Source organism: Halomonas sp. ALS9 (assembly GCF_001651035.1).
Classification (GTDB): domain Bacteria; phylum Pseudomonadota; class Gammaproteobacteria; order Pseudomonadales; family Halomonadaceae; genus Vreelandella.
Genome location: NZ_LXRG01000192.1, coordinates 154,848 through 178,800, shown reverse-complemented (window position 1 = coordinate 178,800; position 23,953 = coordinate 154,848). Strand labels below are relative to the sequence as shown.

The 23,953-nt window shown below is 57.6% G+C and carries 21 protein-coding genes; 15 read left to right on the top strand and 6 right to left on the bottom strand.

Going from position 1 to position 23,953, the window contains the following annotated elements:
* The first annotated feature begins 10 nt into the window (after nucleotides 1-10).
* Together A6R74_RS14735 and A6R74_RS14730 are read left to right on the top strand one after the other, a co-directional pair.
* On the top strand, nucleotides 11-1,621 hold the full coding sequence (locus A6R74_RS14735; RefSeq protein ID WP_064235238.1) for a 5-guanidino-2-oxopentanoate decarboxylase: 1,611 nt from the start codon (nucleotides 11-13) through the stop codon (nucleotides 1,619-1,621).
* Nucleotides 1,622-1,630: 9 nt separating this feature from the next.
* Nucleotides 1,631-3,091, top strand: coding sequence for an aldehyde dehydrogenase family protein (locus tag A6R74_RS14730; RefSeq protein ID WP_064235237.1), 1,461 nt, complete (start codon nucleotides 1,631-1,633; stop codon nucleotides 3,089-3,091).
* 28 nt (nucleotides 3,092-3,119) lie between these two features.
* On the opposite strand, the gene A6R74_RS14725 is transcribed toward A6R74_RS14730, so the two are convergent.
* On the bottom strand, nucleotides 3,120-4,049 hold the full coding sequence (locus A6R74_RS14725; protein WP_064235236.1) for a hydroxymethylglutaryl-CoA lyase: 930 nt from the start codon (nucleotides 4,047-4,049) through the stop codon (nucleotides 3,120-3,122).
* Between the two features lie 10 nt (nucleotides 4,050-4,059).
* Nucleotides 4,060-5,265 carry a CaiB/BaiF CoA transferase family protein gene (locus A6R74_RS14720; RefSeq protein WP_064235235.1) on the bottom strand — a complete coding sequence of 402 codons (1,206 nt, stop codon included), beginning with the start codon at nucleotides 5,263-5,265 and terminating at the stop codon, nucleotides 4,060-4,062.
* A gap of 148 nt (nucleotides 5,266-5,413) precedes the next feature.
* Between A6R74_RS14720 and A6R74_RS14715 the strand changes: the two genes are divergently transcribed.
* From A6R74_RS14715 to hpaI, 5 genes are all read left to right on the top strand, one after another.
* On the top strand, nucleotides 5,414-6,322 hold the full coding sequence (locus A6R74_RS14715; protein WP_064235234.1) for a LysR family transcriptional regulator: 909 nt from the start codon (nucleotides 5,414-5,416) through the stop codon (nucleotides 6,320-6,322).
* A gap of 128 nt (nucleotides 6,323-6,450) precedes the next feature.
* The gene (locus A6R74_RS14710; protein ID WP_064235233.1) at nucleotides 6,451-7,431 is read left to right on the top strand and encodes a TRAP transporter substrate-binding protein; all 981 of its coding nucleotides are present in this window, start codon (nucleotides 6,451-6,453) and stop codon (nucleotides 7,429-7,431) included.
* Nucleotides 7,432-7,555: 124 nt separating this feature from the next.
* Entirely contained in the window at nucleotides 7,556-8,098 is a 543-nt protein-coding gene (locus A6R74_RS14705) for a TRAP transporter small permease (protein WP_064235232.1), read from the top strand.
* Nucleotides 8,095-9,390, top strand: a complete 1,296-nt coding sequence (locus tag A6R74_RS14700; RefSeq protein WP_064235231.1) for a TRAP transporter large permease — start codon at nucleotides 8,095-8,097, stop codon at nucleotides 9,388-9,390. The genes A6R74_RS14705 and A6R74_RS14700 overlap by 4 nt, the downstream gene beginning before the upstream one ends.
* A gap of 19 nt (nucleotides 9,391-9,409) precedes the next feature.
* Entirely contained in the window at nucleotides 9,410-10,183 is a 774-nt protein-coding gene (gene hpaI, locus A6R74_RS14695; protein WP_064235230.1) for a 4-hydroxy-2-oxoheptanedioate aldolase, read from the top strand.
* A gap of 28 nt (nucleotides 10,184-10,211) precedes the next feature.
* On the opposite strand, the gene A6R74_RS14690 is transcribed toward hpaI, so the two are convergent.
* From A6R74_RS14690 to A6R74_RS14680, 3 genes are read right to left on the bottom strand one after another with little or no spacing between them, the layout of a single operon-like run.
* Entirely contained in the window at nucleotides 10,212-11,636 is a 1,425-nt protein-coding gene (locus A6R74_RS14690; RefSeq protein ID WP_064235229.1) for an FAD-binding oxidoreductase, read from the bottom strand.
* Nucleotides 11,636-12,937 (bottom strand): L-fuconate dehydratase, encoded by a 1,302-nt coding sequence (locus A6R74_RS14685; protein WP_064235228.1) that lies wholly within the window; start codon nucleotides 12,935-12,937, stop codon nucleotides 11,636-11,638. Before A6R74_RS14685 ends, A6R74_RS14690 begins: the two co-directional genes overlap by 1 nt.
* A 52-nt stretch (nucleotides 12,938-12,989) precedes the next feature.
* Nucleotides 12,990-14,153 (bottom strand): fumarylacetoacetate hydrolase family protein, encoded by a 1,164-nt coding sequence (locus A6R74_RS14680; protein ID WP_064235227.1) that lies wholly within the window; start codon nucleotides 14,151-14,153, stop codon nucleotides 12,990-12,992.
* 259 nt (nucleotides 14,154-14,412) lie between these two features.
* On the opposite strand from A6R74_RS14680, the gene A6R74_RS14675 reads away from it, so the two are divergent.
* From A6R74_RS14675 to nanR, 8 genes are all read left to right on the top strand, one after another.
* Nucleotides 14,413-15,177, top strand: a complete 765-nt coding sequence (locus A6R74_RS14675) for an SDR family NAD(P)-dependent oxidoreductase (protein ID WP_064235226.1) — start codon at nucleotides 14,413-14,415, stop codon at nucleotides 15,175-15,177.
* Nucleotides 15,174-16,193, top strand: coding sequence for a 4-hydroxythreonine-4-phosphate dehydrogenase PdxA (pdxA, locus tag A6R74_RS14670; protein ID WP_064235225.1), 1,020 nt, complete (start codon nucleotides 15,174-15,176; stop codon nucleotides 16,191-16,193). Before A6R74_RS14675 ends, pdxA begins: the two co-directional genes overlap by 4 nt.
* Nucleotides 16,190-17,386, top strand: coding sequence for a four-carbon acid sugar kinase family protein (locus A6R74_RS14665; RefSeq protein ID WP_064235224.1), 1,197 nt, complete (start codon nucleotides 16,190-16,192; stop codon nucleotides 17,384-17,386). Before pdxA ends, A6R74_RS14665 begins: the two co-directional genes overlap by 4 nt.
* 192 nt (nucleotides 17,387-17,578) lie before the next feature.
* On the top strand, nucleotides 17,579-18,580 hold the full coding sequence (locus A6R74_RS14660; RefSeq protein ID WP_064235223.1) for a sialic acid TRAP transporter substrate-binding protein SiaP: 1,002 nt from the start codon (nucleotides 17,579-17,581) through the stop codon (nucleotides 18,578-18,580).
* 56 nt (nucleotides 18,581-18,636) lie between these two features.
* Nucleotides 18,637-19,179 (top strand): TRAP transporter small permease, encoded by a 543-nt coding sequence (locus A6R74_RS14655; RefSeq protein WP_064235222.1) that lies wholly within the window; start codon nucleotides 18,637-18,639, stop codon nucleotides 19,177-19,179.
* Nucleotides 19,180-19,220: 41 nt separating this feature from the next.
* A complete protein-coding gene (locus A6R74_RS14650; RefSeq protein WP_064235221.1) occupies nucleotides 19,221-20,600 on the top strand; it encodes a TRAP transporter large permease in 1,380 nt (459 codons plus the stop codon).
* A gap of 87 nt (nucleotides 20,601-20,687) precedes the next feature.
* Nucleotides 20,688-21,776, top strand: a complete 1,089-nt coding sequence (locus tag A6R74_RS14645; protein WP_064235220.1) for an Ldh family oxidoreductase — start codon at nucleotides 20,688-20,690, stop codon at nucleotides 21,774-21,776.
* Nucleotides 21,777-21,902: 126 nt separating this feature from the next.
* Complete coding sequence (gene nanR, locus A6R74_RS14640) at nucleotides 21,903-22,625, top strand: transcriptional regulator NanR (RefSeq protein ID WP_064235219.1); 723 nt, start codon at nucleotides 21,903-21,905, stop codon at nucleotides 22,623-22,625.
* Between the two features lie 54 nt (nucleotides 22,626-22,679).
* Here the strand turns inward: nanR and A6R74_RS14635 are convergent, their stop codons facing one another.
* Nucleotides 22,680-23,756 (bottom strand): TRAP transporter substrate-binding protein, encoded by a 1,077-nt coding sequence (locus A6R74_RS14635; protein WP_064235218.1) that lies wholly within the window; start codon nucleotides 23,754-23,756, stop codon nucleotides 22,680-22,682.
* Nucleotides 23,757-23,953: the final 197 nt, after the last annotated feature.

The window sequence follows — 23,953 nt, the reverse complement described above, 5'->3', positions numbered from 1 at the left end:
GGGGCCTGCGATGACCTGCGCTGAGTTACTGATTAAAATGCTACGCGATACCTATGGCGTGCGCGCGCTGTTCGGCATTCCCGGTGTGCACACGGTAGAGCTTTATCGCGGGCTGGAAGGCAGCGATGTACAGCACGTCACTCCGCGCCATGAGCAGGGCGCGGGATTTATGGCCGACGGCTATGCCCGCGCCAGCGGTCAGCCGGGCGTTTGCTTGATTATCACCGGCCCGGGGATGACCAATATCGCTACCGCCATGGGCCAAGCCCTGGCGGACTCTATTCCCATGTTGGTAATTTCCAGCGTCAACCGCCGCGATACGCTGGGCTTGGGGCAAGGACGGTTGCACGAGCTGCCCAGCCAGCAGCAAGTGATTAGCGGTGTGGCGCGGTTTAGCCACACGCTGCTGGACGCCAACACCTTGCCCGAGGTGCTCGCCCGCGCCTTTGCCGTCTTCAACGGTGCGCGCCCGGGCCCGGTGCATATCGAAATCCCCATCGACTTGTTTAATGCGCCGGTAAAAGCATCGGCTTCGTGGCGAGCGCCCACGCTTTATCGAGCAGCGCCTGATCCAGAAGGGCTGGCCGAAGCCGCCCGCTTGTTACACGCGGCGAAACAGCCCCTGGTGCTATTAGGTGGTGGCTGCGTATCAGCACCAGAGGCCGCGCGAGCATTAGTAGCAAAGCTCGATGCGCCTACGGTCACGACAATCAATGCCAAAGGGTTGCTAGGCCGCGACCACCCGCTGGATTTGGGGGCTAACGCGGCGCTACCCGCAGTGCGCGAACTGGCGGCCAATGCCGATGTGATTTTGGCGGTAGGCACCGAGCTGGGCGAGACTGACTATGACGTGGTGTTTGACGGTGGCTTTCACCTTAATGGCACGCTGATCCGCATCGATCTCGACCTAGAGCAGCTGGTGCGTAATCAACGCGTCACGCTGGGGCTGGTGGGGGACGCTGGGCGCAGTCTTGAGCTTCTGCTCGCTCACTTCCCAGACACAGTGCAGCGTCGAGGCGTTGAGCGAACTGCCGCCGTCCTGAGCGCGCTGAATCTGCAAAATGACCCTGCTTTTAGCGACTTTGTGCCGCTCTACAACACCTTGGCCGAGCATTTGCCCGAGGCGATTCTGGTGGGTGACTCTACCGCGCCGGTATATGCCGGTAATCATCTGGTTAGCCAGCCAGCGCCAAGGCGCTACTTCAATGCCTCAACCGGCTACGGCACCTTGGGCTATGGTCTGCCCGCGGCGCTAGGTGCCCAGCTGGCGCGGGCGGATCTGCCAGTAGTGGCGCTCGTCGGCGATGGCGGGGTGATGTTTACGCTGTCGGAAATCGCAACCGCCGTAGAAGAACGCCTACCGGTGGTGATTGTGCTTTGGCACAACGCCGGTTACGAAGAGATTCGCCGCTATATGGATGCCAACGGGGTGGCGCGCCTGGGCGTGGATATTCAGGCGCCCAACTTCCTCACCCTGGCCGAAGGTTTTGGCTGCCCGGGCGTTCTGGTAGAAAGCCCCGCCGAATTATCCGAGGCGCTCGCCAACCGCGAAACCAACGGGCCTCTACTGATCGAAATTGACGCCGCTGCCTGGCAGCGCGCGTGCGCACATTCTGACTAGGATATTCCCATGCCGTCACTCAGCCATCAGATTCTTAATCACCAGTTCATCAACAACCAGTGGGTGCCCTCGGCGGGCACCCGACTGCTCGACGTGATGAATCCCTACCGCGAAGAGTGCATTGCCCAGGTCACCGCGGGGGACGCAGCAGATGTTGATGCCGCGGTAAAAGCTGCCCAGCAAGCGCAGCCCGCCTGGCAGGCTCTGGGCGGTGCCGCGCGGGCAAAATACCTTGAAGGATTTGCCGATGCACTGGAAGCCCGCCGGGATTCGATCCTCACGCTTTCGGCCACCAACAACGGTAAGCCGCTGGCAGAAGCGGGCATTGATCTAGACGATGCGATTGCCTGCTACCGCTACTACGCGAAGCAAGCCAGGGCACTGGATGACCGCCAAGGCGAGTTGGTGAGTGTGGAGATGGCGGGCGTTGAGGCGCGTACCTATCACGACCCGGTCGGGGTAGTGGGGCTGATTGCGCCCTGGAACTTCCCGCTAGTGACCAGCGCCTGGAAGCTGGCGCCTGCTTTGGCGGCCGGTTGTACCGCGGTACTTAAACCGTCAGAAGTCACGCCGCTTCCCGAACTCGTGCTGGCCGAGATTGCCCTGGAGATCAACCTGCCCACGGGCGTGCTGAATCTGCTCAACGGCGACGGTGAGGGAATCGGTGCGCCGCTAACCCACCATTCTGGTGTGGATAAAATCTCCTTTACCGGCAGCAACCGTGTCGGTGAAGCGGTGATGCAGGCCGCCGCCACACGCACCGCTAGCGTCTCTCTGGAACTGGGTGGAAAATCGCCGATCCTGGTGATGGAAGACGCCGACCCCGATCAGGCAGCCGAGTGGGTAATGGCCGGTATCTACTTCAACGCCGGACAAATCTGCTCTGCAACTTCGCGGTTATTGGTGCACGAAAACGTGGCCGAAGCGCTCTACGCCGCCCTTGCCGAGCGTATGGATGCGCTGACGCTGGGCGACCCGCTGGCCGAAGGCACTGACCTGGGGCCGTTGACCAGCGCCAAGCAGCGCGATGCGGTACAACGCTATCTGGACATTGCCGAACAGGAAGGCCTTACGGCAGTGCGCGATATAAAGCACCGTACGCTGCCTGAACAAGGCTACTTCCTCGCGCCTACGCTTTACCGTGATGTGCCGCTAGAGAGCCGCTTATGGCAGGAAGAGATTTTCGGCCCGGTGCTTTGTGGCCGCAGCGTGGCAAGCGAAGCGGAAGCTATTAAACTCGCCAACGATAGTGACTACGGCCTGGCGGCCACCGTCATCAGCGGCGACCCCGAGCACGCCAAGCGCATCGGTCGCCAGCTCAAAGCCGGCAGCATCTGGTACAACAGCGAACAATTAGTGCTACCCGAAACCGGCTGGGGCGGCTTCAAGCGTAGTGGCATTGGTCGTGAATTGGGCCCTTGGGGGCTAAGCGCTTACCTGGAAGTGAAACACGTCATTGGGCCAGCCTAACGCTCAAGCGTGAGCTATAGGCATGAACTTATGGCATCGCATATCGCCGGGACGATTTCCCGGCTTTCACTACCTGCCCCGGCACATCGTGGCCAATAAGGTCGGGGAGGGTGGCGGCGACCTCAAGTAGGGCATCCAAGTCGACGCCGGTATCCACGCCCATGGCCTCAAACATATGCACCAGGTCTTCAGTGCATACATTGCCGCTGGCGCCGGGGGCGAAGGGGCAGCCGCCCAGCCCGCCTAATGAGGCGTCAAAACGGGTAATGCCCGCCTGCCACGCCGCCAGTGCGTTAGCGAGACCCATGCCGCGAGTGTTGTGGAAGTGCAGCGTGAAAGGCGTTTCGGGCCAGCGCGTAAGCACGGCTTCACACAGGTGTTTAACCTGGGTGGGGTTCGCCATGCCGGTGGTGTCGCAGAGCGTGATGCCCTGAATGCCAAGGCCGATAAGTTGCTCGACCAGTTCCAGCACGCGTGTTTCGGGGATTTCTCCCTCAAAGGGGCAACCAAAGGCCGTCGACAGAGAGGCGTTGATAAACACGCCGCTTCCCTGTGTCACTTCCAAGATCGCCGCGAACTGTTCAAGGGACTGTTCCGGTGTCATGCGCAGGTTCGCCAGCCCGTGGCTATTGCTGGCGGACATCACCAAATTGATCTCATCCACCTGGCAGGCAAGTGCTCGCTCGGTGCCTTTTACGTTGGGTACCAGTACGGTGATATCGACGCCTTCCCGGCGTTGAATGCCGGTCACTACGTCAGCAGCATCACGTAGGTTGGGGATCGCCTTGGGGGAGGTGAACGAGGTCGCCTCGATGCGCCGTAGGCCTGTGGTGGAGATTGCGTCTATCCAGTGGATTTTCTCTTCCGTAGGCACAAAGCGCGCCTCGATCTGCAGGCCGTCCCGTGGGGCGACTTCATTGATCTCTATTTTTTGGGGGCAAGGTGATAACTGACGCATAGCAAACTCCCTAAATAATGCCCGCTTGGCGCAGTTTGGCGCGGGTTTCGTGATCAATGCCCAGCTCATCCAAGACATCGTCGGTATGCTGACCAAGGGTGGGGCCGCCGTCGCCGATTCGCCCAGGGGTAGCGCTAAGCTTGGGCAGTACGCCGGGGACTTTTAGCGGTTTACCGTTGGGGCGAGTGAATGTTTGAATCATTTCCCGCGCTAGGTAGTGTGGATCAAAGGCGATATCTTCCGCCGTGTAGGGGTAGCCTGCGGGCACACGGGCATCATCCAACGCTTGTAAAATGGCATCCCGTGGGCGCTCTTCCGTCCAATTTTGAATCGCGGCATCAATCATCTCCGCCTGCTGGCTGCGCCCATCGTTATGGGCCAGGGCCGGGTCGTTTGCGAGATCATCGCGGCCAATCACGCCCATCAGGCGCTTGAAGATGCTGTCGCCGTTACCGGCAATCAGCACATAATCACCACCCTGACAGCGGTAGGCGTTGGAAGGGGTGATGCCGGGTAGGGCGCTGCCGCTGGGTTCACGCACTTGGCCGCTGGCATCGAACTCTGGCAGCAGGCTCTCCATCATTGCAAATACCGATTCATATAGCGCAACGTCGATTTCCTGGCCAAGGCCACTGCGGTTACGCTCTTGGAGTGCTAGCAGGGTGCCGATAACGGCGTAGAGCGCGGAGAGTGAGTCGCCGATGCTCACCCCAACGCGCACCGAAGGCTCCCCCGGCTGGCCGGTGAGGTAGCGCAGCCCGCCCATGGCTTCGCCAATTACGCCAAAACCGGGTTTGTCGCGGTAAGGCCCGGTTTGCCCGTAGCCGGAAATATGCACCATGATCAGCCGTGGATTGAGTTTGGAGAGTGCCTCCCAACCCAGCCCCCAGTTGTCTAACGTACCGGGGCGGAAGTTTTCCACCACCACATCGGCCTCGGCGGCTAGCTGGCGCACTAGGCCTTGGCCCTCTTCGCTGCGCAAATCCAGCGCTACCGAGCGCTTGTTGCGTGTCTGCACATGCCACCACAGTGAGGTGCCCTCTTCTAACATTCGCCATTTGCGAAGCGGATCGCCGGTGCCGGGCGGTTCGATTTTGATCACATCAGCACCAAATTCTCCCAGCAGTTTGGTGGCGAAAGGCCCCGCAATCAGTTGGCCCAGCTCTAGAACTTTTAAGCCCTGTAGCGGAAGCTGGCGTGCTTCGGAAGCATTCATTAAGGCGCTCTCTTATCATTGGTGTATCACTGTTTCCCAGCATGCGTGAGCTAACCTGGGGCGACAATTAGGCAATCGGTAACAAAGGGTTCGTCGGTGACGAAGGTGTGCGCTAGCATGAACAGGTTGCCTTCAAGGAGTCCGTTGTATGCGCCGCTTCGATTTTGTCACCCTTAAACTGTTTATCTCCGTGGCGGATGAGGGGCGTCTGACGGCGGCGGCCGAGCGCGAACATTTAGCGCTTGCCGCGGTGAGCAAACGGATAAGCGACCTGGAAGCGCTGGTGGGCACAACGCTGCTCTATCGTCGCCCGCGAGGGGTGGAGCTGACGCCTGCAGGCCAGGCGTTTTTGCATCATGCCCGGCGTATTATGGATAATATTGAACGCCTTAACGCAGAGCTTAGCGAATATGGGGAGGGCGTACGGGGCCATGTGCGCATTCACTCCAATACCTCGGCGATCATTGCCTTTCTACCCCAGGATCTCAGCGCTTTTTCGCGCCTTTACCCGGAGATTAAGATCGATCTCCAGGAGCGAGTGAGCAGTGAAATCATCACCGCGGTGCGCGATGGGCTGACCGATATCGGTATTTTTGCCGGGCATGTCGCGGCACCGGAACTCCAGCAGCTCTCCTACCGGCATGATCGACTGGTATTGATGACGCCCATCGACCACCCCTTAGCCGAGCGTGAAAGCATCGCCTTTAACGAAGCGCTGGCGTTTGATTTTATCGGCTTGCAACAGGATGCCTCGCTGCAATCGCTATTGAATGAACAAGCTAACCTGGCCGGTAAAGCGCTGCGTATGCGCATTCAGGTACGCAGCTTCGATGCCATTTGCCGCATGATTCACCACGGTATGGGCGTGGGCGTACTGCCGGAGCAAACTATCTACCGTGATCTGGGCGATTTGCAGCTCAGAAGCATTCCGCTCAGCGACCCCTGGGCCCAGCGGGAATTGGTGATTGGTATGCGCCGCTACGCCACACTTCCGGCCACTGCTCGGCATTTAGTCGACCACCTCACCCAGCATCATCAGAATGAAGACACACTCTAGAGGCTAGAGGCGAGCCATCGTATTTGACGAAGCCAGCCTTCTTGAACGTCGATTTGAGACCCTTGGCGGCTTGTTTCAAGATCGAACCAGCACCACACCCAATAACGACAACCGTAGAGAGTCCTCCCATGCGGAAACAACTACTTGCCACGCTGGCTACCCTAGGCATGCTAACGGCGGCGCCGTTCGTCTTGGCTAACCCAATCGAAATTCAAGTCAACAACACTATGAGCGAAGGCGGTTCGGAAAGCGCCGCGGTGGAGCGCTTTGCGGAGTATTTAGAAGAACAGGCGCCTGGCCGCTTCGAAGTGCGTCCTTTTTTAGCCGGTTCTCTCGGCGGTGAGAACGCCGTGCTGGAACTGCTCAACCTGGGTCAAACTCAGCTCTCCATTACCGGTGGCAACTGGCGCCAACAGTATGCGCCTGAATATGACGCCATTACGGTACCCTTTGTGTTCACCACCTGGGATGAAGTGGACGCCTATATGGAGAGCCCGTCCGGCCAGGCGCTGGTTGAGAAAGCAGAAAACCAGGGCGGCCTGAAGTATTTTGGTTTGCAGCATCGCGGGCCTCGCCACATGACCGCTAACAAGGAAATACACTCGCCAGCTGATCTGGAGGGGTTCCGCCTGCGCCTGCCTTCGCTGCCGGTCTGGCTGGAAGTGTGGGGAGAGATCGGCGCCCAGGTAGTCAACGTGCCGGCGCCAGAGATTTATCTCGCCATGCAGACCGGCCAAGTCGACGGCCACGAGAACTCGCTCTCCTCACCCTATACCCGTCGCCTATGGGAAGTGCAGGACTACCTGATTATGACCAGCCACGTGCAGTTCCCGTGGAGCTGGGTGGCCAGTTCGCGCTGGTGGGATGGCTTAGAAGAGGAAGATCAAGCGCTGATCGAAGAAGCCATTGAGGTGGCCCGTCAGTACGGGTCAGAGCGCGAGCGCGAACTTGACGAATTCTATCTGGAAGCCCTTCAGGAAGAAGGCATGACCGTTATTGAGCCGGATGTTGCGCCTTTCCGCGAGGCGGCGTTACCGGCGATTGATCGTGTAATGGCCGACATGGCCGAGGGTGTTCGTGAAGATGCGCTGGGTAACCAGAGCGAGTAACACCCCTTGGGCAGAAACCGTGGCGTGCCCCAGGTCAGTCGCGGTTTTTCATGACAAGTTAATTTTCAAGACAAGTAAGTTTTCATAACCGATAAAAAAAGACGTCAGAGTAAGGAGTTCTGCTGTGGAAGACGCGGTAGCGCCCAATAACGGGTCGGATCGAATTGCTTTCTATGCGCTGCGCGGCGTCACCCGCCTGTGCGATGGGGTAGGTGTAGCGTTAATAGCGGCCATTCTGTTTCTGATCGTGGCGGCGGTCATCGCCCGCGACCTGCTGGGGCTGGGCATGCCCTGGACGGAAGAGGTGGCGTCCATGCTGGCGATTTACGCGATTGGCTTTGGTTCGTTATCGGCGTGGGTACGCAGCGAGCACCTGGTGGTGGATCTTTTTAGCCATAAGCTTTCAGGGCTGGGTAAAAATATTCAGTATCGGCTCACCGCGCTGATTTCCTGCGGTTTTTTTCTGCTCGCTGCCTGGGGCTCGTGGATAATGTCGGATATGAGTGCCAACAATAAAACCGTCTCGTTAAGTATCAGTTTTAGCTATCTCTACTATGGTGTTTTCTTCAGTTTTGCAGGCATGGCGCTAATTGCTGTGTGGCAAACCCTGCGTGGCCCGGTGGCGTGGTTGGAAACCTCCCATGAAGAAGAGGCCTCGCAGCCATGACCGAGCTACTGATTTTTGTCGGCGGCCTGCTAGTGCTAATGGCGATTGGCTTGCCGGTGGTCGTCGCTATTGGCGTTACCTCGTTTATCGCCTTGGTATTTACCGGGACTGGCGGCTTGCCTGTCGAGCTTTTGCCGCTACGTATGGTGCAAACGCTCAATAACTTTACCCTGTTGGCGATTCCGCTGTTTATTCTGGCCGCCAATATTATGAATATCGGCTCGACGACCACGCGGATTTTTGACTTTGCCACCGCCTTGGTGGGCTTTACCAAGGGCGGTCTTGGTCACGCTAACGTAGTGGCCAGCTCCATCTTTGCCACCATGTCGGGCACTGCGGTGGCCGATGCGGCGGGGCTGGGTAGCATTGAAATCAAGGCCATGAAAGAGCGTGGTTACGCGCTGGATTACTCTACCGGCATTACCGCTGCTTCCAGCGTTATCGGGCCGATTCTGCCGCCCAGCATCGCCTTGGTCGTTTACGGCTGGCTGGCCAATGTGAGTATTGGCGGGCTGTTTATGGCGGGGCTGCTGCCGGGTATTTTGATGGCGCTGCTGCTAATGGGCATGACTGTATTACTAGCTACCACTGGCAGGGTGGTGATGCCCAAACCCACGCCCTTTGATGCCTGCGAAGTCGCCCGTACGGGTAAGCGCGCTATTTTGCCAATGATAATGCCCGCGATTATCGTTGGTGGCATTTGGTATGGCATCTTTACGCCCACAGAAGCTGGCGCGATTGCCTCGCTTTATGCGGTGATTCTGGGTGGCCTGATCTATCAGGATTTGAACTGGCGAGATCTCTACAGCGCCTTCCGCCGCACCCTGATGTTCAGTGCGGTGATCCTGCTGATTATTGCGGTCTCCAGCTTTTACGGCTGGATTCTGGTGCGCATGGGCATTCCCCAAGCGTTGGCGGGCCAGGTGGCCAGCATCGATATGCCCATGTTTGCACTGTTGCTCTGCTTTGCGCTGTTCTTCCTGTTAATCGGCTGCTTTATGTCGGTGATTGAAAGCATCCTGATTTTCACCCCGATAGTAGTGCCCGCCGCGCTGAGCGCCGGATTAGACCCCGTCCACTTTGGCATTGTCATGGTGATCACGCTCTCGGTGGGGGTGATTACGCCGCCCTTTGGCACTGTGCTGTTTTTGATGGTAGGCATTACCCGGCTGCGCTACGGCCAGGTCGTGACGGCGATCATGCCGTTCTTACTGCCGATTATTGCCACCATTTTGTTGCTGATCGCCGTGCCGGGGCTGGCCACTTGGCTGCCAGACGTGATGGGTTATTAGTGGAGAAGGGAGCCGCTGGATGAAAATGCCGCAAAACACTTTTAAAAAACAGCTGCTGGCGGGCCATCCGCAAACGGGGATTTGGCTTGGGTTGGCGAGTGCTTATTCGGCTGAGATCGCGGCGACCGCTGGCTTTGACTGGCTGCTGCTTGACGCCGAACATGCCCCCAATGACGTGTCTAGTCTGCTCAATCAGCTGCAGGCGTTGGCTCCCTATGCAAGTCACCCGGTAGTGCGGCCGCCCACCGGCGATGTGGTGATGATCAAACGCTACCTGGATATTGGTGTGCAGAACCTGCTAATACCGATGGTGGAAACCGCCGAACAAGCCGCCGAGCTGGTGGCGGCCACGCGCTACCCGCCCCGGGGTACCCGCGGGGTGGGACATGTGTTGGCGCGGGCCTCGCGCTGGGGGCAGGTAGACGATTACCTCTCCCGTGCCGATGACGAGATTTGCCTCATGCTGCAGGTGGAAAGCCCCCAGGCACTTGCCAATCTGGAGGTGATTGCGGCGGTAGAAGGTGTCGATGGGGTATTTATTGGCCCGGCGGATTTGTCGGCATCGATGGGGCACCTTGGCAACGCCAGCCACCCGGAAGTAACCGCGGCAATTAGCGATGCTATCACCAAAATTCGTGCCGCAGGCAAGGCGGCGGGTATCGTCACGGTGGATGAGCAGGCAGCCCGCGGCTATTTAGCAGCGGGCTGTACCTTCGTGGGTGTAGGGATTGATACGCTGCTTTATGCTAATGCTTTGCGTGGGTTGGCAGAGCGTTTTAAAAACACGCTTTAACCAAAATAGTGACTAACCAAGCAGGGGATTACTCCCCAGCAGGCAAAATCCTTCCTGGATTCATCAACCCTTTAGGGTCAAACAGCGCTTTAACGCCGCTGATCAACTCCCGCTCGATAGGCGATAACCGCGCTAAGTAAGCCGCTTGCTTGGTGCGGCCAATGCCGTGTTCGGCGCTGATGCTGCCGTGGAAGGCGTCGAGCACGTCAAACAGCTGTTCCTCCAAGCCATGCAGATGGGCTTTCTTATCACTATCCGCCATTGCTGATGGCGGCAGAATATTGAAGTGCAGGTTGCCGTCGCCTACATGGCCGTAGGCAATGATTTCGCACTCGGGTGACGCCGCCATGACCACATCACTGGCTCGGCTGACGAAGTCGGGTATCGCCGAGATGGGCACCGAAATATCGGTGCGTAGGTGCTCGCCGCGCCGCCGCTGGCCTTCCAGCATGCTTTCGCGGAACTGCCATAGCTGGACGGACTGGGTGTCGCTGGACGCCAGGGCCCCATCCAGCACCAGCTCGCGCTCCATGCCAGTTTCCAACAGTTGCTCCAGCATCGAACCGAGATCTACCGGCCCGGTGGCCGCAACTTCCATTAGCACATACCAGGGGTAAGCACTCTCCATTGGGTCGCGCAGCTCAGGCGTTGCTTCAATGGCCAACTCAATACAGCGGCGGGGGATCAGCTCGAAAGCGGTCAACAGATCGCAGCAGTCGCGTCGCGCCAAACCATAGAGATCAATCACCGCCTGAACAGAGGGCAGGCCAAGCAGCGCGGTACGGTTTTGGGTCGGGCGTGGTGAGAGTTTGAGTACCGCGCCAGTGACGATGCCCAGGGTGCCCTCGCTGCCTAGAAATAGCTGCTGAAGGTCGTAACCGCGGTTGTCTTTATGCAGCGCGTTCAGGCTCTCCCAGACTCGCCCGTCGGGAAGTACCACTTCAAGCCCCAGCACCAACTCGCGCATCATGCCGTAGCGCAACACGTTAAGCCCGCCCGCATTGGTGGCGATATTGCCGCCAATCTGACAGCTGCCTTGGGCACCTAGTGAAAGCGGAAAATCGCAGTCATGCTCAAAAGCCGCCAGCTTAACGTTTTCAAGAATACAGCCCGCGTCTACGGTGATGGTGAAGTTAACCGGGTCTATGGCGCGCACGCTGTTTAAGCGCTCCAGGCTGATCACCAGTTCCTGACCATTGGCGGCAGGCAAGGCGCCTGCCACTAGGCCGCTATGGCCACCCTGGGGCGTCATTGCGATCCCTTGTGCATAGCAGCGCTTAGCGACTTCGGCGACTTCCACGGTGTTCGCCGGGCGGGCCACCGCCAGCGGCATCCCCAAGGTGTCGCCCGCCCAGTCGCTGACGTAGCGGGCCATGGCGTCAGGCTCGCGAATTAAACCGCGCTCGCCGAGTAGGCCGGTTAGTTCATCTAAAAAGGGGATGGTGTCGGTCATTAGGCCTCTTCCTGCCAGGCCGAGCCTTCCGGAAAGCGGTGCTGTGCTTGGGACTCTGCGTGCATGGCAATGCTGTAACCCGGCGCTTCAGGTACTTGGTAGCGGCCCCGGTTGATGACCACCGGGTCGATAAAGTGCTCGTGGAGATGGTCCACGTACTCAAGCACGCGGCCCTCTAGGCTGCCGGACACCGCGATGTAGTCGAACAGTGAGATATGTTGAGTATATTCACATAGCCCAACGCCGCCGCCGTGGGGGCAAATCGGCACGCCAAACTTGGCGGCCATTAGCACGACTAGAATGACTTCGTTGAGCCCGCCCAGGCGCGCCGCATCGAGCTGGCAGTAGTCGATGGCATCGGCCTGGAAGAACTGTTTAAACATCACTTTGTTGTGGCAGTGTTCACCGGTGGCAACGCCAATGGGTGCAACGCGGTGGCGAATCTCAGCGTGGCCGAGGATGTCGTCTGGGCTGGTGGGTTCTTCGATCCATAGCGGGTCAAATTCCGCTAAGCGACGCATTTTGGTGACCGTTTCGTCGACTTCCCACACCTGGTTGGCGTCCATCATTAGCACGTTGTCCCAGCCGATCTCCTCGCGTAGCAGCGCTGCGCGGCGGGCATCCTCTTCGGTATCACCGCCAATCTTCTGCTTAAAGTGGGTCCAGCCTTCCGCCAGCGCTTCCCGTGCCAAGCCGCGTACTTTATCGTCGCTGTAGCCCAGCCAGCCCGCCGAGGTGGTGTAGGCGGGGTAGCCATCGCCGCGCATTTCGGCTTCACGGGCCGCTTTTCCAGGGGCCTGGCGGCGCAGCAAGCAGATGGCTTCTTCGGGCGTTAGCGCATCGGTGACAAAGCGGAAGTCGAGACAGCGCACCAGCTGTTCGGGCGTCATATCCACCAGCAGTTTCCACACCGGCTTGCCCTCATTTTTCGCCCACATATCCCACACGGCGTTGACGATGGCGGCAGTGGCGAGATGAATCGCACCTTTATCGGGGCCAATCCAGCGTAGTTGGCTGTCGCCAGTGATCTCCCGCCAAAACGTACCCATGTTGTCGGTAATCGACGCAAGTGTTCGCCCTTCAATCAGCGGTGACAGTGACTGCAAGGCGGTCACCACGATCTCGTTGCCGCGGCCAATGGTGAAGGTTAAGCCGTGCCCTTCGGGGCTGCCGTCATCGGTATGCAGGATGACGTAAGCGGCGGAGTAGTCCGGCGCGGCGTTCATGGCATCGGAGCCATCCAGCGAGCGTGAAGTGGGAAAGCGGATATCCTGAATCTCGACGCGGGTAATGGTTGTCATTGTGCTCTCCTTGGCGTTGAGGTGGGTGGCGTATTGATTGACAAGAACAGTGTTAGCGACGCGCTAAGTGGCGCATCAGCTCGCGAATGCCGTAGGTCCAGGGCGGCAACTGATCGCTTCTGCCGACTTTGTTGACCAAGGCGCCTAAAGCCGGGGTGGCAATGGTGACTCGGTCATTCATATGATGCGTGAAGCCCTGACCTTTACCGTCGCGGTCTTGAATCGGCGAGAACATGGTGCCGAGAAACAGCATAAAGCCGTCCGGGTATTGATGGTGAGCACCGATGGTTTGGCTGACCAGATCCAGCGGGTCGCGGCTGATTTCGCGCATATCGCTCTCACCCTGGAGCAGGAAGTCGTCGTCTTCGCCCTCAATGCGTAGCGATACCTGGCAGTTGCGCACGCTGTCGATATCAAAGTGGTCATCGAATAGACGAATGAAGGGGCCAATGGAACAGGAGGCGTTGTTGTCTTTTGCCTTGCCGAGCAGCAGGGCGCTGCGTCCCTCAACGTCACGCAGGTTAACGTCGTTGCCTAAGGTTGCCCCACGCACCTGGCCACGGCTGTCCACCGCCAGGACAATTTCCGGCTCGGGGTTATTCCATTGCGATGATGGGTGCAGACCCACCGGGGTGCCAAAACCCACCGAGGAGAGCGGCTGCGCTTTGGTAAACACTTCGGCATCGGGGCCGATGCCGACTTCCATATATTGCGACCAGCCTCCGCGCGCTTGAAGCGCTTTTTTAAGTGCCATCGCCTCTTCAGAGCCCGGCTTAATCTTGGAAAGGTCGCTGCCAATCAGCGCCTGCAAGTCGTCACGCAACTCGTCAGCTCGGGTGGGATCGCCGCCCGCTTGCTCTTCAATCACTCGCTCCATCAGGCTGACCGCAAAAGTGACACCGCACGCTTTAACCGCCTGCACATCGCAAGGGGCGAGCAGGTAGGGTGCTTGCGCCGGCGATGCCTGGGAGTTCGCTAGTAGCGTCTCCAAACTGCCCAACGATTGACCTTCTGCACGCGTTACTACCTCCAGCAGGTCGTCGCGTTCAAGCAGGTCGGCCATGGTCGGGCCAAATTCGGTGATATCAATGACTTGACCATCGTGCACGGTCACCAGTGTCGGGCCAGCCTGTGGGCCATCCAGCCATACGCGGCCAACCAGCAGCGCTTTGTCCAGGTCATTGGGAACGGCGTCGGTCACGGAAAGTGGGTTCATGCGTGCCTCCTGTAGTAATAGTGGAACAGTAATAATGGAACAGTCATAAATGCGTCTTTAAAAATGCTGTGCGACTGGCGGTTGGTGCGCCATCGCCTATCCTGTTATGGATGTCGTGTTGTATGACAGGTATGCCAGTTCATGCCCTACTCTAGCGCACCGCTCCATTTCGGGTCGATAGGTAAATCTGTCTAGATGAATACAATTTCGCTAAGCACGGCATTCAACAATAAAAGTAAAAAGCGCTAAGGAGAATTTCATGTTAGACGAGTGGAAGGGCAAGCGAGTATTAATCACGGGTGCCAGCCGAGGAATCGGCGCCGCGGTTGCTAAACAGTTTGGGGCGTTAGGGGCTCACGTGGCGGTGCACTATCACAGTAGTGAAGGGCCCGCCGAAGCGGTGGCCCAGGCTATTCGCGATGCCGGTGGAGATGCCTTTACCCTTAAAGCGGATGTTAGCCACAGCAGTGAAACCCAAAAACTCGTCGACGAGGCCGCCGAGCGTCTGGGCGGTTTAGACCTACTGATTAACAACGCTGGCGATATGCTGGGCCGTGTTGGCTTGGAAGAGATGGACGATGACCAGTATGACCGAGTCATGGATCTCAACGTGCGCTCGGTGCTGATGGCCAGCCGTGCGGCACTGCCACATTTTCGCCGCGCTGGGGGCGGGAATATTATTCATACCACCTCGATTGCCGCGCGCAACGGCGGTGGGAGTGGCGGGGGGCTATATGCTTCAGCAAAAGGCTTTGTGAGTACCATTACGCGCAATATGGCTAAAGAGCTGGCCGGGGATAATATCCGCGTTAACGCTGTCGCTCCTGGCACCATTGCAACCGATTTTCATGAACGCCACTCCAGCGAAGGGCATTTGTCCGCAGCCCGGGCCTCAATACCCATGGGACGTTTGGGAACCGCGGAAGAGTGCGTGGGCGCCTATCTATTTCTGGGAACCGACACATTAAGCGGCTATGTCACAGGCCAGATTATTGAGGTCAACGGCGGGCAGCTAATGCCATGAATACTTCAACGACTGATTATGCGACTAAGCAATGTTATGAAATCGCTATCACCATGGGCGACCCTGCAGGGATCGGCCCGGAGATCATTTGTCGTGCGTTGAGCGCGATGTCCTCCGCCGAACGCGCCACGGCCATGGTGATCGGTGACCCGGTTATTTTTCGTCGTGCGGCAGCCAGCGTCGGGGTTGAACTCGACTTTGTGCCGCTGGAGCAGATAGAGAGCGGTCAGGACAGTGTGGCCGTTGGGGTGGTCGAGGTGCCTGAAGGAGCAGAGATTCCCGATGGCCAAATCAGTGCCGGTGCTGGCGATATGGCGTTTCGCTGTGTCCAGAAAGCGGTTGAGCTGGTGCAGGCGGGTCGAGTGCAGGTGATCGTGACAGCACCACTGAACAAGGCAGCGCTGCACGAAGCGGGGCACTTTTACGATGGCCACACTGGCATGCTGGCCTCGCTAACCGGTGCGCCTTCGTCATTTATGCTGCTGGCATCAGAGTCGCTCTCGACGCTGCATGTCTCCACCCATGTGTCGCTGCGGGACGCGATTGATCGTGTCACCCCCGAGCGCATCATCGCCACCGTCGAGGCGGGGCAGGTGCACTTGGTAGCGCTGGGCATGCGTGCTCCACGTATCGCCGTGGCCGGACTCAACCCCCACTGCGGCGAAGGGGGTATCTTCGGCGATGAAGACAGTCGCTGTATTGCCCCTGCGGTGGCGCGCTTGCGCGAGCGCGGCTTTGATGTGAGCGGGCCGATCTCCGCGGATACGGTGTTTTACCGCGCTTCGAAAGGCGAGTTCGACCTGGTCATTGCCCAGTATCACGACCAAGGACATATTCCCGTCAAGCTGATCGCTTTTGATACCACGGTGAACGTCAGCCTAGGTTTGCCGCTTCAGCGCACCTCGGTGGATCACGGCACCGCCTTTGATATTGCTTGGCAGGGCAAAGCTGATGCCACCAATATGGGCTCAGCGATTGCCTATGCCCGGCGGCTAGCCAGTGGCGCTAAAGCATGAGCGGCTGCCGATTGGCGATTATTGCCGACGATCTATCCGGGGCGCTGGATACCGCGGCACCGTTTGCCGCTCGGGGCGCGGACTCTCGCGTGGTAATCAGCTTGGAGGCGTTAGCGGCGACGCTGGAAGCGTGGCAAGATCAATGGCCAGACGTTATCGCTGTGAACACCGAATCCCGTCACTTACCAGCTGAGCAAGCAGCGTTGCGGGTGAGTGAGGCGGTTCGATTATTAACGCGTGCTACCCCAGAACAGTGGTTTAAAAAGGTCGACTCGACCATGCGGGGGCAGGTGGTTGCAGAGTGTTCAGCAGTGAGAGAAGCGCTTGGAATTCCTTTGCTGCTGGCGCCTGCCGTTCCAGCGCAGGGGCGAACAGTACGCGATGCCCAGGTGTGGGTAGAAGGGATTCCTCTTGCCGACACGGCCTATCAGCAGGATGCGCGCTCGGCGCCGCTGGTTGGCCCGCTTGATCAAGCGTTTGCCGCCAGCGGCCTGCCGATTCAGCGCTATCGGCCTGGACAAGAAACGCCTTTTCCCAGTGCGGACTGCATCGCTGATAGCGAGAGCGACGAAGAGCTCTCAGTCCTTTACAGCCTAATAATGGCCGCTGACGACAAGCGGGCCCTGGCAGGCGCTGCAGGATTGGCAACGGCGCTAGCCCAATACTGTTTTGGGCCTACAAAAACGCATTTTAGCGCTCTGCATCAGGTTGTTTCGGTGCTATATGCCGTGGGGTCTAGAAGCCCTCGTGCAGGCGAACAGCTCGACCAACTGTGCAAACAGTGGCCCGATTTAGCCGTTATAAACGCGTGCCAAGAACCCGGTGATGCTGCCTTTCCGGCTCAAGCTCTTCACTCTTGCGTGGTAGTGCCAGGTTGTAAGGAGGGTGTTCTCACGGCGAGCGAGGTAGCCAAAGCGATGGCTGTCCAGGTAGCGAGTATTGCCTCAAAGCAGGACGCAGTTGATAGCCTGCTGTTTTTAACCGGCGGTGATGTCGCCATGGCCGTGCTCACTCAGTTGGGTACGAGTTATATCTCCGTTGAGACGGAGTGGTCGCCGGGCGTGGCGTTGGGTTACATGGATGGAAATCTCGCTCGTAGAGTGATGACCAAGGCAGGCGGCTTTGGTGAACTGCAGCTGCTGGTACGCTTACACCGGCAACTCAGTCAGCGGCTGGCATCACCACCGGTATGACTAAAATTGTTATCTGGATAGTTGCGCGATTGCAGGCGACCAACTAGGTTTGAAGCTGGTGGTATGATACGTATACAGCACTATGGTCAGTTACGTTGATTGTCGCCGATTAAATAATAACCAATAAATCACAATAAACAGCAGCACATCACAATAACCAACAACAAATCTAATGGTTGTGAGGAGTAGACGATGAGTTACAAAAGCCAGCAGCATCTCCGTATGTCCCGCCTGCTAACCGCCACGCTGATCGCCGCGGGCATTGGCTTTACCGGTGCCGTTCAAGCCGCTGAAAACCTCCGCTTTGCCCATGTTTATGAAACCTCTGAACCGTTCCATAAATGGGCGCTATGGGCCGCCGATGAGATCGAAGAGCGTACCGAAGGGCGCTATACCATGCAGGTGCATCCCGCCTCTTCGTTAGGCAAAGAGGAGGATATTAACGAAGGGCTTGAACTCGGCACGGTGGACGTTATTTATACCGGCTCTCAGTTTGCTGGCCGAGCGTACGGCCCCATCGGCATTGCCGGCGCTGCCTATATGTTCCGAGACTTTGATCACTGGCAGGCATACGCCGATAGTGATCTGTTCCAAGAGATCGCTCAGGGTTACCAGGATCAAACCGGCAATGTGCCGCTGGCGCTCAACTATTACGGCGAGCGTCATGTGACCTCGAATATTCCCATCAATGAACCAGCGGATATGCAGGGCCTGAAAATACGGGTACCCAACGCCCCGATGTACATGATGATGCCCCGTGCCGTGGACGCTAACCCCACTCCCATCGCCTTTGACGAGGTCTATCTGGCGCTTCAGCAAGGCGTAGTGGACGCCCAGGAAAACCCGCTACCGACCATTCGTGCCAAGGCATTCCATGAGGTGCAGGACTACATCAACCTGACCGGCCACATTACCGATTCGTTAATCACTATTGTGGGTGGGCCACGCTGGAACCAACTTTCTGAAGAGGATCGTGAAATATTCCGCGAGGTTTTCCAAGAGGCTGCCGAGAACAACACTAAGGATATCCAGCAGGCTGAAGAGGAGCTGGTGGCCTGGTTTGAGGAGCAGGGCAATACCATTAACGAAGTGGATCGCGCCGCCTTTCGTGAAGCCGTAGTGCCCGCCCATAACGGCGATGCAGCCACCTGGGATGAGGAAACCTACGAACGTCTCCAGGCTATCGGCCAATAATCCAACCCTTTGATAACACTCCGCTCCTTTGAGCGGAGTGTTTGGAGTGTTGTGCCATGAATGACACACGAGAAGACGCCCCGCCTGCCGTCGATCCAAGGGTCGATTTTGAATCCGCCTTTGACGATACCCCGTTCAGGCTGAGTGATTACCGGATTGAAGATTTGGCGACTCTGATACTGTTCTGGGCGCTGATTTTAGTGGTATTTGCCCAGTTCTTTAGCCGCTATGTAATGGGGGACTCAATCGGCTGGACGGAAGAGATCGCCCGCTACCTGCTGATTGGGGTGGGGTTTATGGGCAGTGTCATGGCCGCCCGCAATGGCAGCCATATTATGGTGGAGTTCTTCTACCACTACATGCCTGCGTGGCAAGCGCTTTTGCTAGAGCGTCTAGTAAACCTCATAAGCCTTACCTTCTATATAGCGATGGCGTGGGTGACCTATCAACTGGCATCGCGTACTAGCAGTTTGATGGTGTCTATTGATCTGCCCAAAAGCATCATCTATTTCACGGTATGCGCGGCGTTTGTATTGATGGCGATGCGTACCGTTCAACGGCTCTATCTCAAGTATCAACACCGCAACGATGATGTTTAAAGAGTGCTTTTCACCCCGCCATTTTTATTAAGAGGCCTGCTATGTCTCGATTAACTGTGATGCGCTGGCAAACGCCGCTCGTGTCGCCGCTACTGGCGGCCCTTGCGGTGCTTGGCTGCGTGATCTTGCCGCTGATGGGCTATCATCTCGCTTTTCTGTTTTTCGCTCTGTTTACCATGTTAGTCCTTGGCGTGCCCATCGCTATTAGCCTGGCGGGCTCCTGCTTGATGTTTGTGCTGATCACCGGGCAAGTGCCCAATATCGTCGTGGCTCACCGCATGATTAATGGCATCGACAGCTTTCCGCTACTGGCGATTCCCTTTTTTATCTTTGCCGGGAGTTTGATGAACAACGGCGGGATTACCGAGCGGATCTTCAATTTCGCCAAGGCCTTGATGGGCTGGATGCGCGGCGGGTTGGGGCACGTTAACGTCGGCGCCAGCATCGTATTTTCCGGGATGTCCGGGGCGGCGGTGGCGGATGCCGGTGGCCTTGGCATGATCGAAGTCAAAGCCATGAAAGACGCCGGTTATGATGAGGAGTTCGCGGTGGGCATTACCGCTGCTTCCTCGACTATCGGGCCGATTATACCGCCGAGCCTGCCGATGGTGATTTACGGCGTGATGGCCTCTGCCTCGGTGGGCCAGCTGTTTGCTGCAGGATTGATTCCCGGGCTGCTGATGGGCGCCATGCTGATGCTGATGATCTTTGTTATCTCCCGTCGGCGGGGCTATCAGCGCGATGCGGTGTTCTCGATGCGGGTGCTCGGTCATACCTTTAAGCGGGCGTTCTTATCGCTACTCACCCCGGTCATTATCGTTGGCGGTATTATTAGCGGTGCCTTTACACCCACCGAGGCGGCAGTGGCTGCGGTGTTCTATGCGCTGCTACTGGGTGTGGTGGTTTATCGGACGCTAACCTGGCGCAAGCTGCTCAAAGTCAGCATGGATACCATTGAGACCACAGCGGTTATTCTGTTTATTGTGTCTTCCGCGTCGATTTTCGCCTGGATCCTCACCAGTAATCAGGTCACCCAGAACGTGATTGCCTTAATGGGCCCCTTTGCCGACAGCAAGCTCGCCGTGCTGATGATGGCGAACATTGTGCTGATGATCGTCGGCTGCTTTATGGAAACCATCGCCGCGATCACTATTTTAGTCCCGGTGCTGCTGCCCATGGCGGTTGCAGTGGGCGTAGACCCAGTTCATTTCGGGGTGATTATGGTGCTCAACCTGATGATTGGCTTGCTGACTCCGCCGGTGGGCATGGTGCTCTACGTGCTTTCCAGGGTGTCCAACGTCAGCTTTGAGCGCTGCATGCGCGGCACCATGCCGTTTCTTATCCCCTTGGTGATCTGCCTACTCTTGGTCACCTTTATTCCGGCAATCTCTATGTGGCTACCCACGCTGATTTATCGTTAAGCACTGTCTTTAAGAACTGTCTTTAAGAACTGTCTCGTTAAGAACTGTCGGTAACGGATTAATATTAAGATCAGGAGTATGTGAGTCATGACTGATGCGTCGCCAGGTATGTCGCCAGAGTTTCGCGTTGCCCGTGAAGACCTTAGCCGTTTTATGCAAGCAGCGCTTGCGGCTGCGGGCGCTGACAACGCATCTGCAGAGGCAGTAACCTGCGCTCTGGTGACGGCCTCGCGAATGGGCACCGACAGCCACGGCCTACGCCTGCTGCCCCACTATTTACAGGCGCTTAAAGGCGGGCGCATTAACGGTGCGCCTAACATGCAGTTTCACCAGCGTTTGGCCGCCACGGGGTTCTTGGATGCGGACGATGGGTTAGGGCACTTGGCGGGCTATACCGCGATGAAGCGCGCCATGGATATGGCGGAAAAGGTTGGAATGGGCGCTGTCGCGGTGGGTAACTCTTCGCACTTTGGGGCGGCGGGCTGTTATACCTTAGCGGCGGCTGAGAGCGGTTATCTGGGAATGGCGCTCTGCAACTCAGACCCCTTCGTGCTATTGCATGAGGGCGCCAAGCCTTTTCACGGTACTAACCCTATCGCCTTTGCAGCGCCGGTGAGAGGTGAGCTGCCGTATCTGCTGGATATGGCGACCAGCTCGGTGCCCTGGAACCGGGTACAGCAGTACGGCGCGATTGGCCGTGAGCTGCCGGATCAGGTCGCTGCCGATGCCACTGGAAAGGTAAGCCGCGACCCAAGCGAAATTGCCGCGCTGTTGCCATTAGGCGGCAATGGGTTTGGTTTTAAGGGCGCCGGGCTGGGCGGTATGGTGGAGATACTTAGTTCAGCCTTATCGGGTATGCAGCACGGCTTTAAACTTCTCCCCATGGGCGGGCCGGATATGTCGACCCCGCGTGGCGTTGGGCATTTTTTCCTGGCCATGAACCCCGATGCGTTTGTAGATGAAGGCACTTTCGCACGCGGACTAGCCGAGTACTTGGCTGACCTGCGTACCCAGCCTGCCGCCGAGGGTGCAGAAGTGCTAGCCCCGGGAGATCGCGAATGGCGCTGCCAAGCGCAGCGTGATGCGCTTGGCATTCCTCTCGATTCTGCTAATCAATTGGCCTATGCCGAGATTGCTAAACAGTGCCGAATAGCGCCGCTCATTCAACTCGATTGAAGGCTGGTTTAAGGACAGGTTTGAGGACAAGTTTGAATGACGGGTTTAAAAGCCAGGTTTAAAAGACAGCGACGAGAAATGCAGTAAAATAGCGGAAAATTCCAGGTTAACCAGGGGTGACTGCCTATGAGCAGATACCGGATCGAGCGAAAAACGCTGTCCGAACAGGTCGCTGAGCAGCTCGAGGCGGAGATCCTTGAAGGGCGGCTAAGTGAAAATGATCAACTGCCTTCAGAGCGGGAGTTGATGGAGCAGTTTGGGGTTGGCAGGCCAGCGGTGCGCGAAGCGCTGTTCCATCTCCAGCAGCTTGGGTTAATTGCTATCAATAGTGGCACGCGCGCCAGGGTGATTCGGCCCACCGCAGAGGCGGTGATGGCCAGGCTTTCCGGGGTGACCCGGCAACTGCTTTCCAAGCCCGATGGCCAGCAATATTTTCAAGAAGCGCGGGCCATGTTTGAAATTTCATTGGCTCGCTATGCGGCGCGTAACGCCAGCGAAGAAGATTTGGCGCGGCTACGCGAGGCGTTGGCCGATAATCGAGATGCGATAGGCGATGAAGCACGCTTTAAGCGCTCTGATAACGACTTTCATGGTGTATTGGCCAGCATCGGCCGTAACCCGATCTTTGATGCTATCCATGTGGCGCTCTCTGAGTGGCTAGATGATCGCCGGGCGCTGGTGCTGCAGAAAAAAGACGAAGATAAAGCCGCCACTGCGGCCCATACCGAAATCATCGAAGCCATTGAGTCCCGCGATCCGGATAAGGCCGAGGCAGCTATGCGGCGCCACCTTGACCGTCACTACGGCACCTATATGCAGCTTAAAAAGCGTCTTTCGGATGCCCCATAGCGCAGGCGATCGAATAAATCCTGCCGCCGGATTCGTTCGGCGGCAGGAGTGACATTACTCAGTCATAGACGATTCAGCAATGCGTTGGAATTCCGCCACTAGATCTTCACCAATGCGCGGAGCCCACTCTTCGTAAACCGGCTGTACGGCTTCCTGGAAAGCGGCAATTTGCTCGTCATCAAGGCGGGTGATTTGCATACCGCGCTCTTCAAGCTGATCCCGCGCCCAGTCATCGTACTCGCTGGAAAGCTGGATTTCGTAATCGGCTGCCTGCAGCGCGGCTTCCTGAATTAGCTCCTGATACTCGGGGTCGAGACGATCCCAGGTACGCTGCGAGATCATTTTGATAAAGGGTGTGTAGACGTGGCGGGTTTCGGAGCCATAGTCCTGCACTTCATGGAAGTTGGAAGTCAGGATGGTGCTCCAGGGGTTTTCCTGGCCATCGACAACGCCTTGTTCCATGGCGGAAAACAGCTCACCAAAGGCCATGGGAGTCGGGTTAGCGCCCAACGCTTGCCAAATAGCCAGGTGCACCGGGTTTTCCATGGTGCGAATTGAAAGGCCACGAACGTCAAGGCCTGCTACGTCCTCAGGTGAAGCGACTTCTCGGGCGCTATTGGAGAGCTGGCGGAAGCCGTTTTCAGAGAATGCCAGGGCTTTCAGGCCGGTGCCATCGAAAGCGTCGAGCATTTCTTGGGCGGCATCGCTGCGCATGGCCTCGATAGCCGCTTCCCGGGTAGGAAGCAAGAAGGGGAGGTCAAAGACCGCCAGCTCTTCAACATAGCCGGTGGCGGGGGAAGATGATGGGTAAGTCATATCCAGCGTACCGGTTTGCAGCATTTCCATCATCTGTACGTCGTCGCCAAGCTGACTGTTGGGGAAGATATTGACGCTGATGCGTCCTTCACTGCGCTGGTCAAGAATATCTGCGAAATACTGGCTGGAGATGTACTGAGGCGAGCTTTCTGCCAGGCCAAGCCCCATGCGCAGGGTGACGTTGCCGTGGTCACCCACGGTGGCGCCATCAATTTCGGGCGGGTCGGAAAGATCGGGCGTTTGCGCGTAAGCCATACCTGAGCTGAGCAGCGTGGCGCCGGTCAATAATAGGGTACGTTTCCAAAGATGGTGCATAGTTGTCACTCTCCTGGCGTGCTGCAGGCCGCTCCGCTAAGGGCGTCTTCTAAACGAGCTGCAGCGAGGTTAATTGTTGTTGTGTGTCAGCGGTACTCGCTTACGACAGTGTAAGCGCCGCCACCCTTAGGTGCGAATGTCTAACGTTTTTCCTATATGTTCAACATATACTTTTGTATGTATCGACGCCGAGGGGA

Excerpts from the sequence above, each read along its gene's own strand:
- A6R74_RS14735 (WP_064235238.1), top strand. The coding sequence starts at position 11 with ATGACCTGCGCTGAGTTACTGATTAAAATGCTACGCGATACCTATGGC.
- A6R74_RS14730 (WP_064235237.1), top strand. The coding sequence starts at position 1,631 with ATGCCGTCACTCAGCCATCAGATTCTTAATCACCAGTTCATCAACAAC.
- A6R74_RS14725 (WP_064235236.1), bottom strand. The coding sequence starts at position 4,049 with ATGCGTCAGTTATCACCTTGCCCCCAAAAAATAGAGATCAATGAAGTC.
- A6R74_RS14720 (WP_064235235.1), bottom strand. The coding sequence starts at position 5,265 with ATGAATGCTTCCGAAGCACGCCAGCTTCCGCTACAGGGCTTAAAAGTT.
- A6R74_RS14715 (WP_064235234.1), top strand. The coding sequence starts at position 5,414 with ATGCGCCGCTTCGATTTTGTCACCCTTAAACTGTTTATCTCCGTGGCG.
- A6R74_RS14710 (WP_064235233.1), top strand. The coding sequence starts at position 6,451 with ATGCGGAAACAACTACTTGCCACGCTGGCTACCCTAGGCATGCTAACG.
- A6R74_RS14700 (WP_064235231.1), top strand. The coding sequence starts at position 8,095 with ATGACCGAGCTACTGATTTTTGTCGGCGGCCTGCTAGTGCTAATGGCG.
- hpaI (WP_064235230.1), top strand. The coding sequence starts at position 9,410 with ATGAAAATGCCGCAAAACACTTTTAAAAAACAGCTGCTGGCGGGCCAT.
- A6R74_RS14690 (WP_064235229.1), bottom strand. The coding sequence starts at position 11,636 with ATGACCGACACCATCCCCTTTTTAGATGAACTAACCGGCCTACTCGGC.
- A6R74_RS14685 (WP_064235228.1), bottom strand. The coding sequence starts at position 12,937 with ATGACAACCATTACCCGCGTCGAGATTCAGGATATCCGCTTTCCCACT.
- A6R74_RS14680 (WP_064235227.1), bottom strand. The coding sequence starts at position 14,153 with ATGAACCCACTTTCCGTGACCGACGCCGTTCCCAATGACCTGGACAAA.
- A6R74_RS14675 (WP_064235226.1), top strand. The coding sequence starts at position 14,413 with ATGTTAGACGAGTGGAAGGGCAAGCGAGTATTAATCACGGGTGCCAGC.
- pdxA (WP_064235225.1), top strand. The coding sequence starts at position 15,174 with ATGAATACTTCAACGACTGATTATGCGACTAAGCAATGTTATGAAATC.
- A6R74_RS14665 (WP_064235224.1), top strand. The coding sequence starts at position 16,190 with ATGAGCGGCTGCCGATTGGCGATTATTGCCGACGATCTATCCGGGGCG.
- A6R74_RS14660 (WP_064235223.1), top strand. The coding sequence starts at position 17,579 with ATGAGTTACAAAAGCCAGCAGCATCTCCGTATGTCCCGCCTGCTAACC.
- A6R74_RS14655 (WP_064235222.1), top strand. The coding sequence starts at position 18,637 with ATGAATGACACACGAGAAGACGCCCCGCCTGCCGTCGATCCAAGGGTC.
- A6R74_RS14650 (WP_064235221.1), top strand. The coding sequence starts at position 19,221 with ATGTCTCGATTAACTGTGATGCGCTGGCAAACGCCGCTCGTGTCGCCG.
- A6R74_RS14645 (WP_064235220.1), top strand. The coding sequence starts at position 20,688 with ATGACTGATGCGTCGCCAGGTATGTCGCCAGAGTTTCGCGTTGCCCGT.
- nanR (WP_064235219.1), top strand. The coding sequence starts at position 21,903 with ATGAGCAGATACCGGATCGAGCGAAAAACGCTGTCCGAACAGGTCGCT.
- A6R74_RS14635 (WP_064235218.1), bottom strand. The coding sequence starts at position 23,756 with ATGCACCATCTTTGGAAACGTACCCTATTATTGACCGGCGCCACGCTG.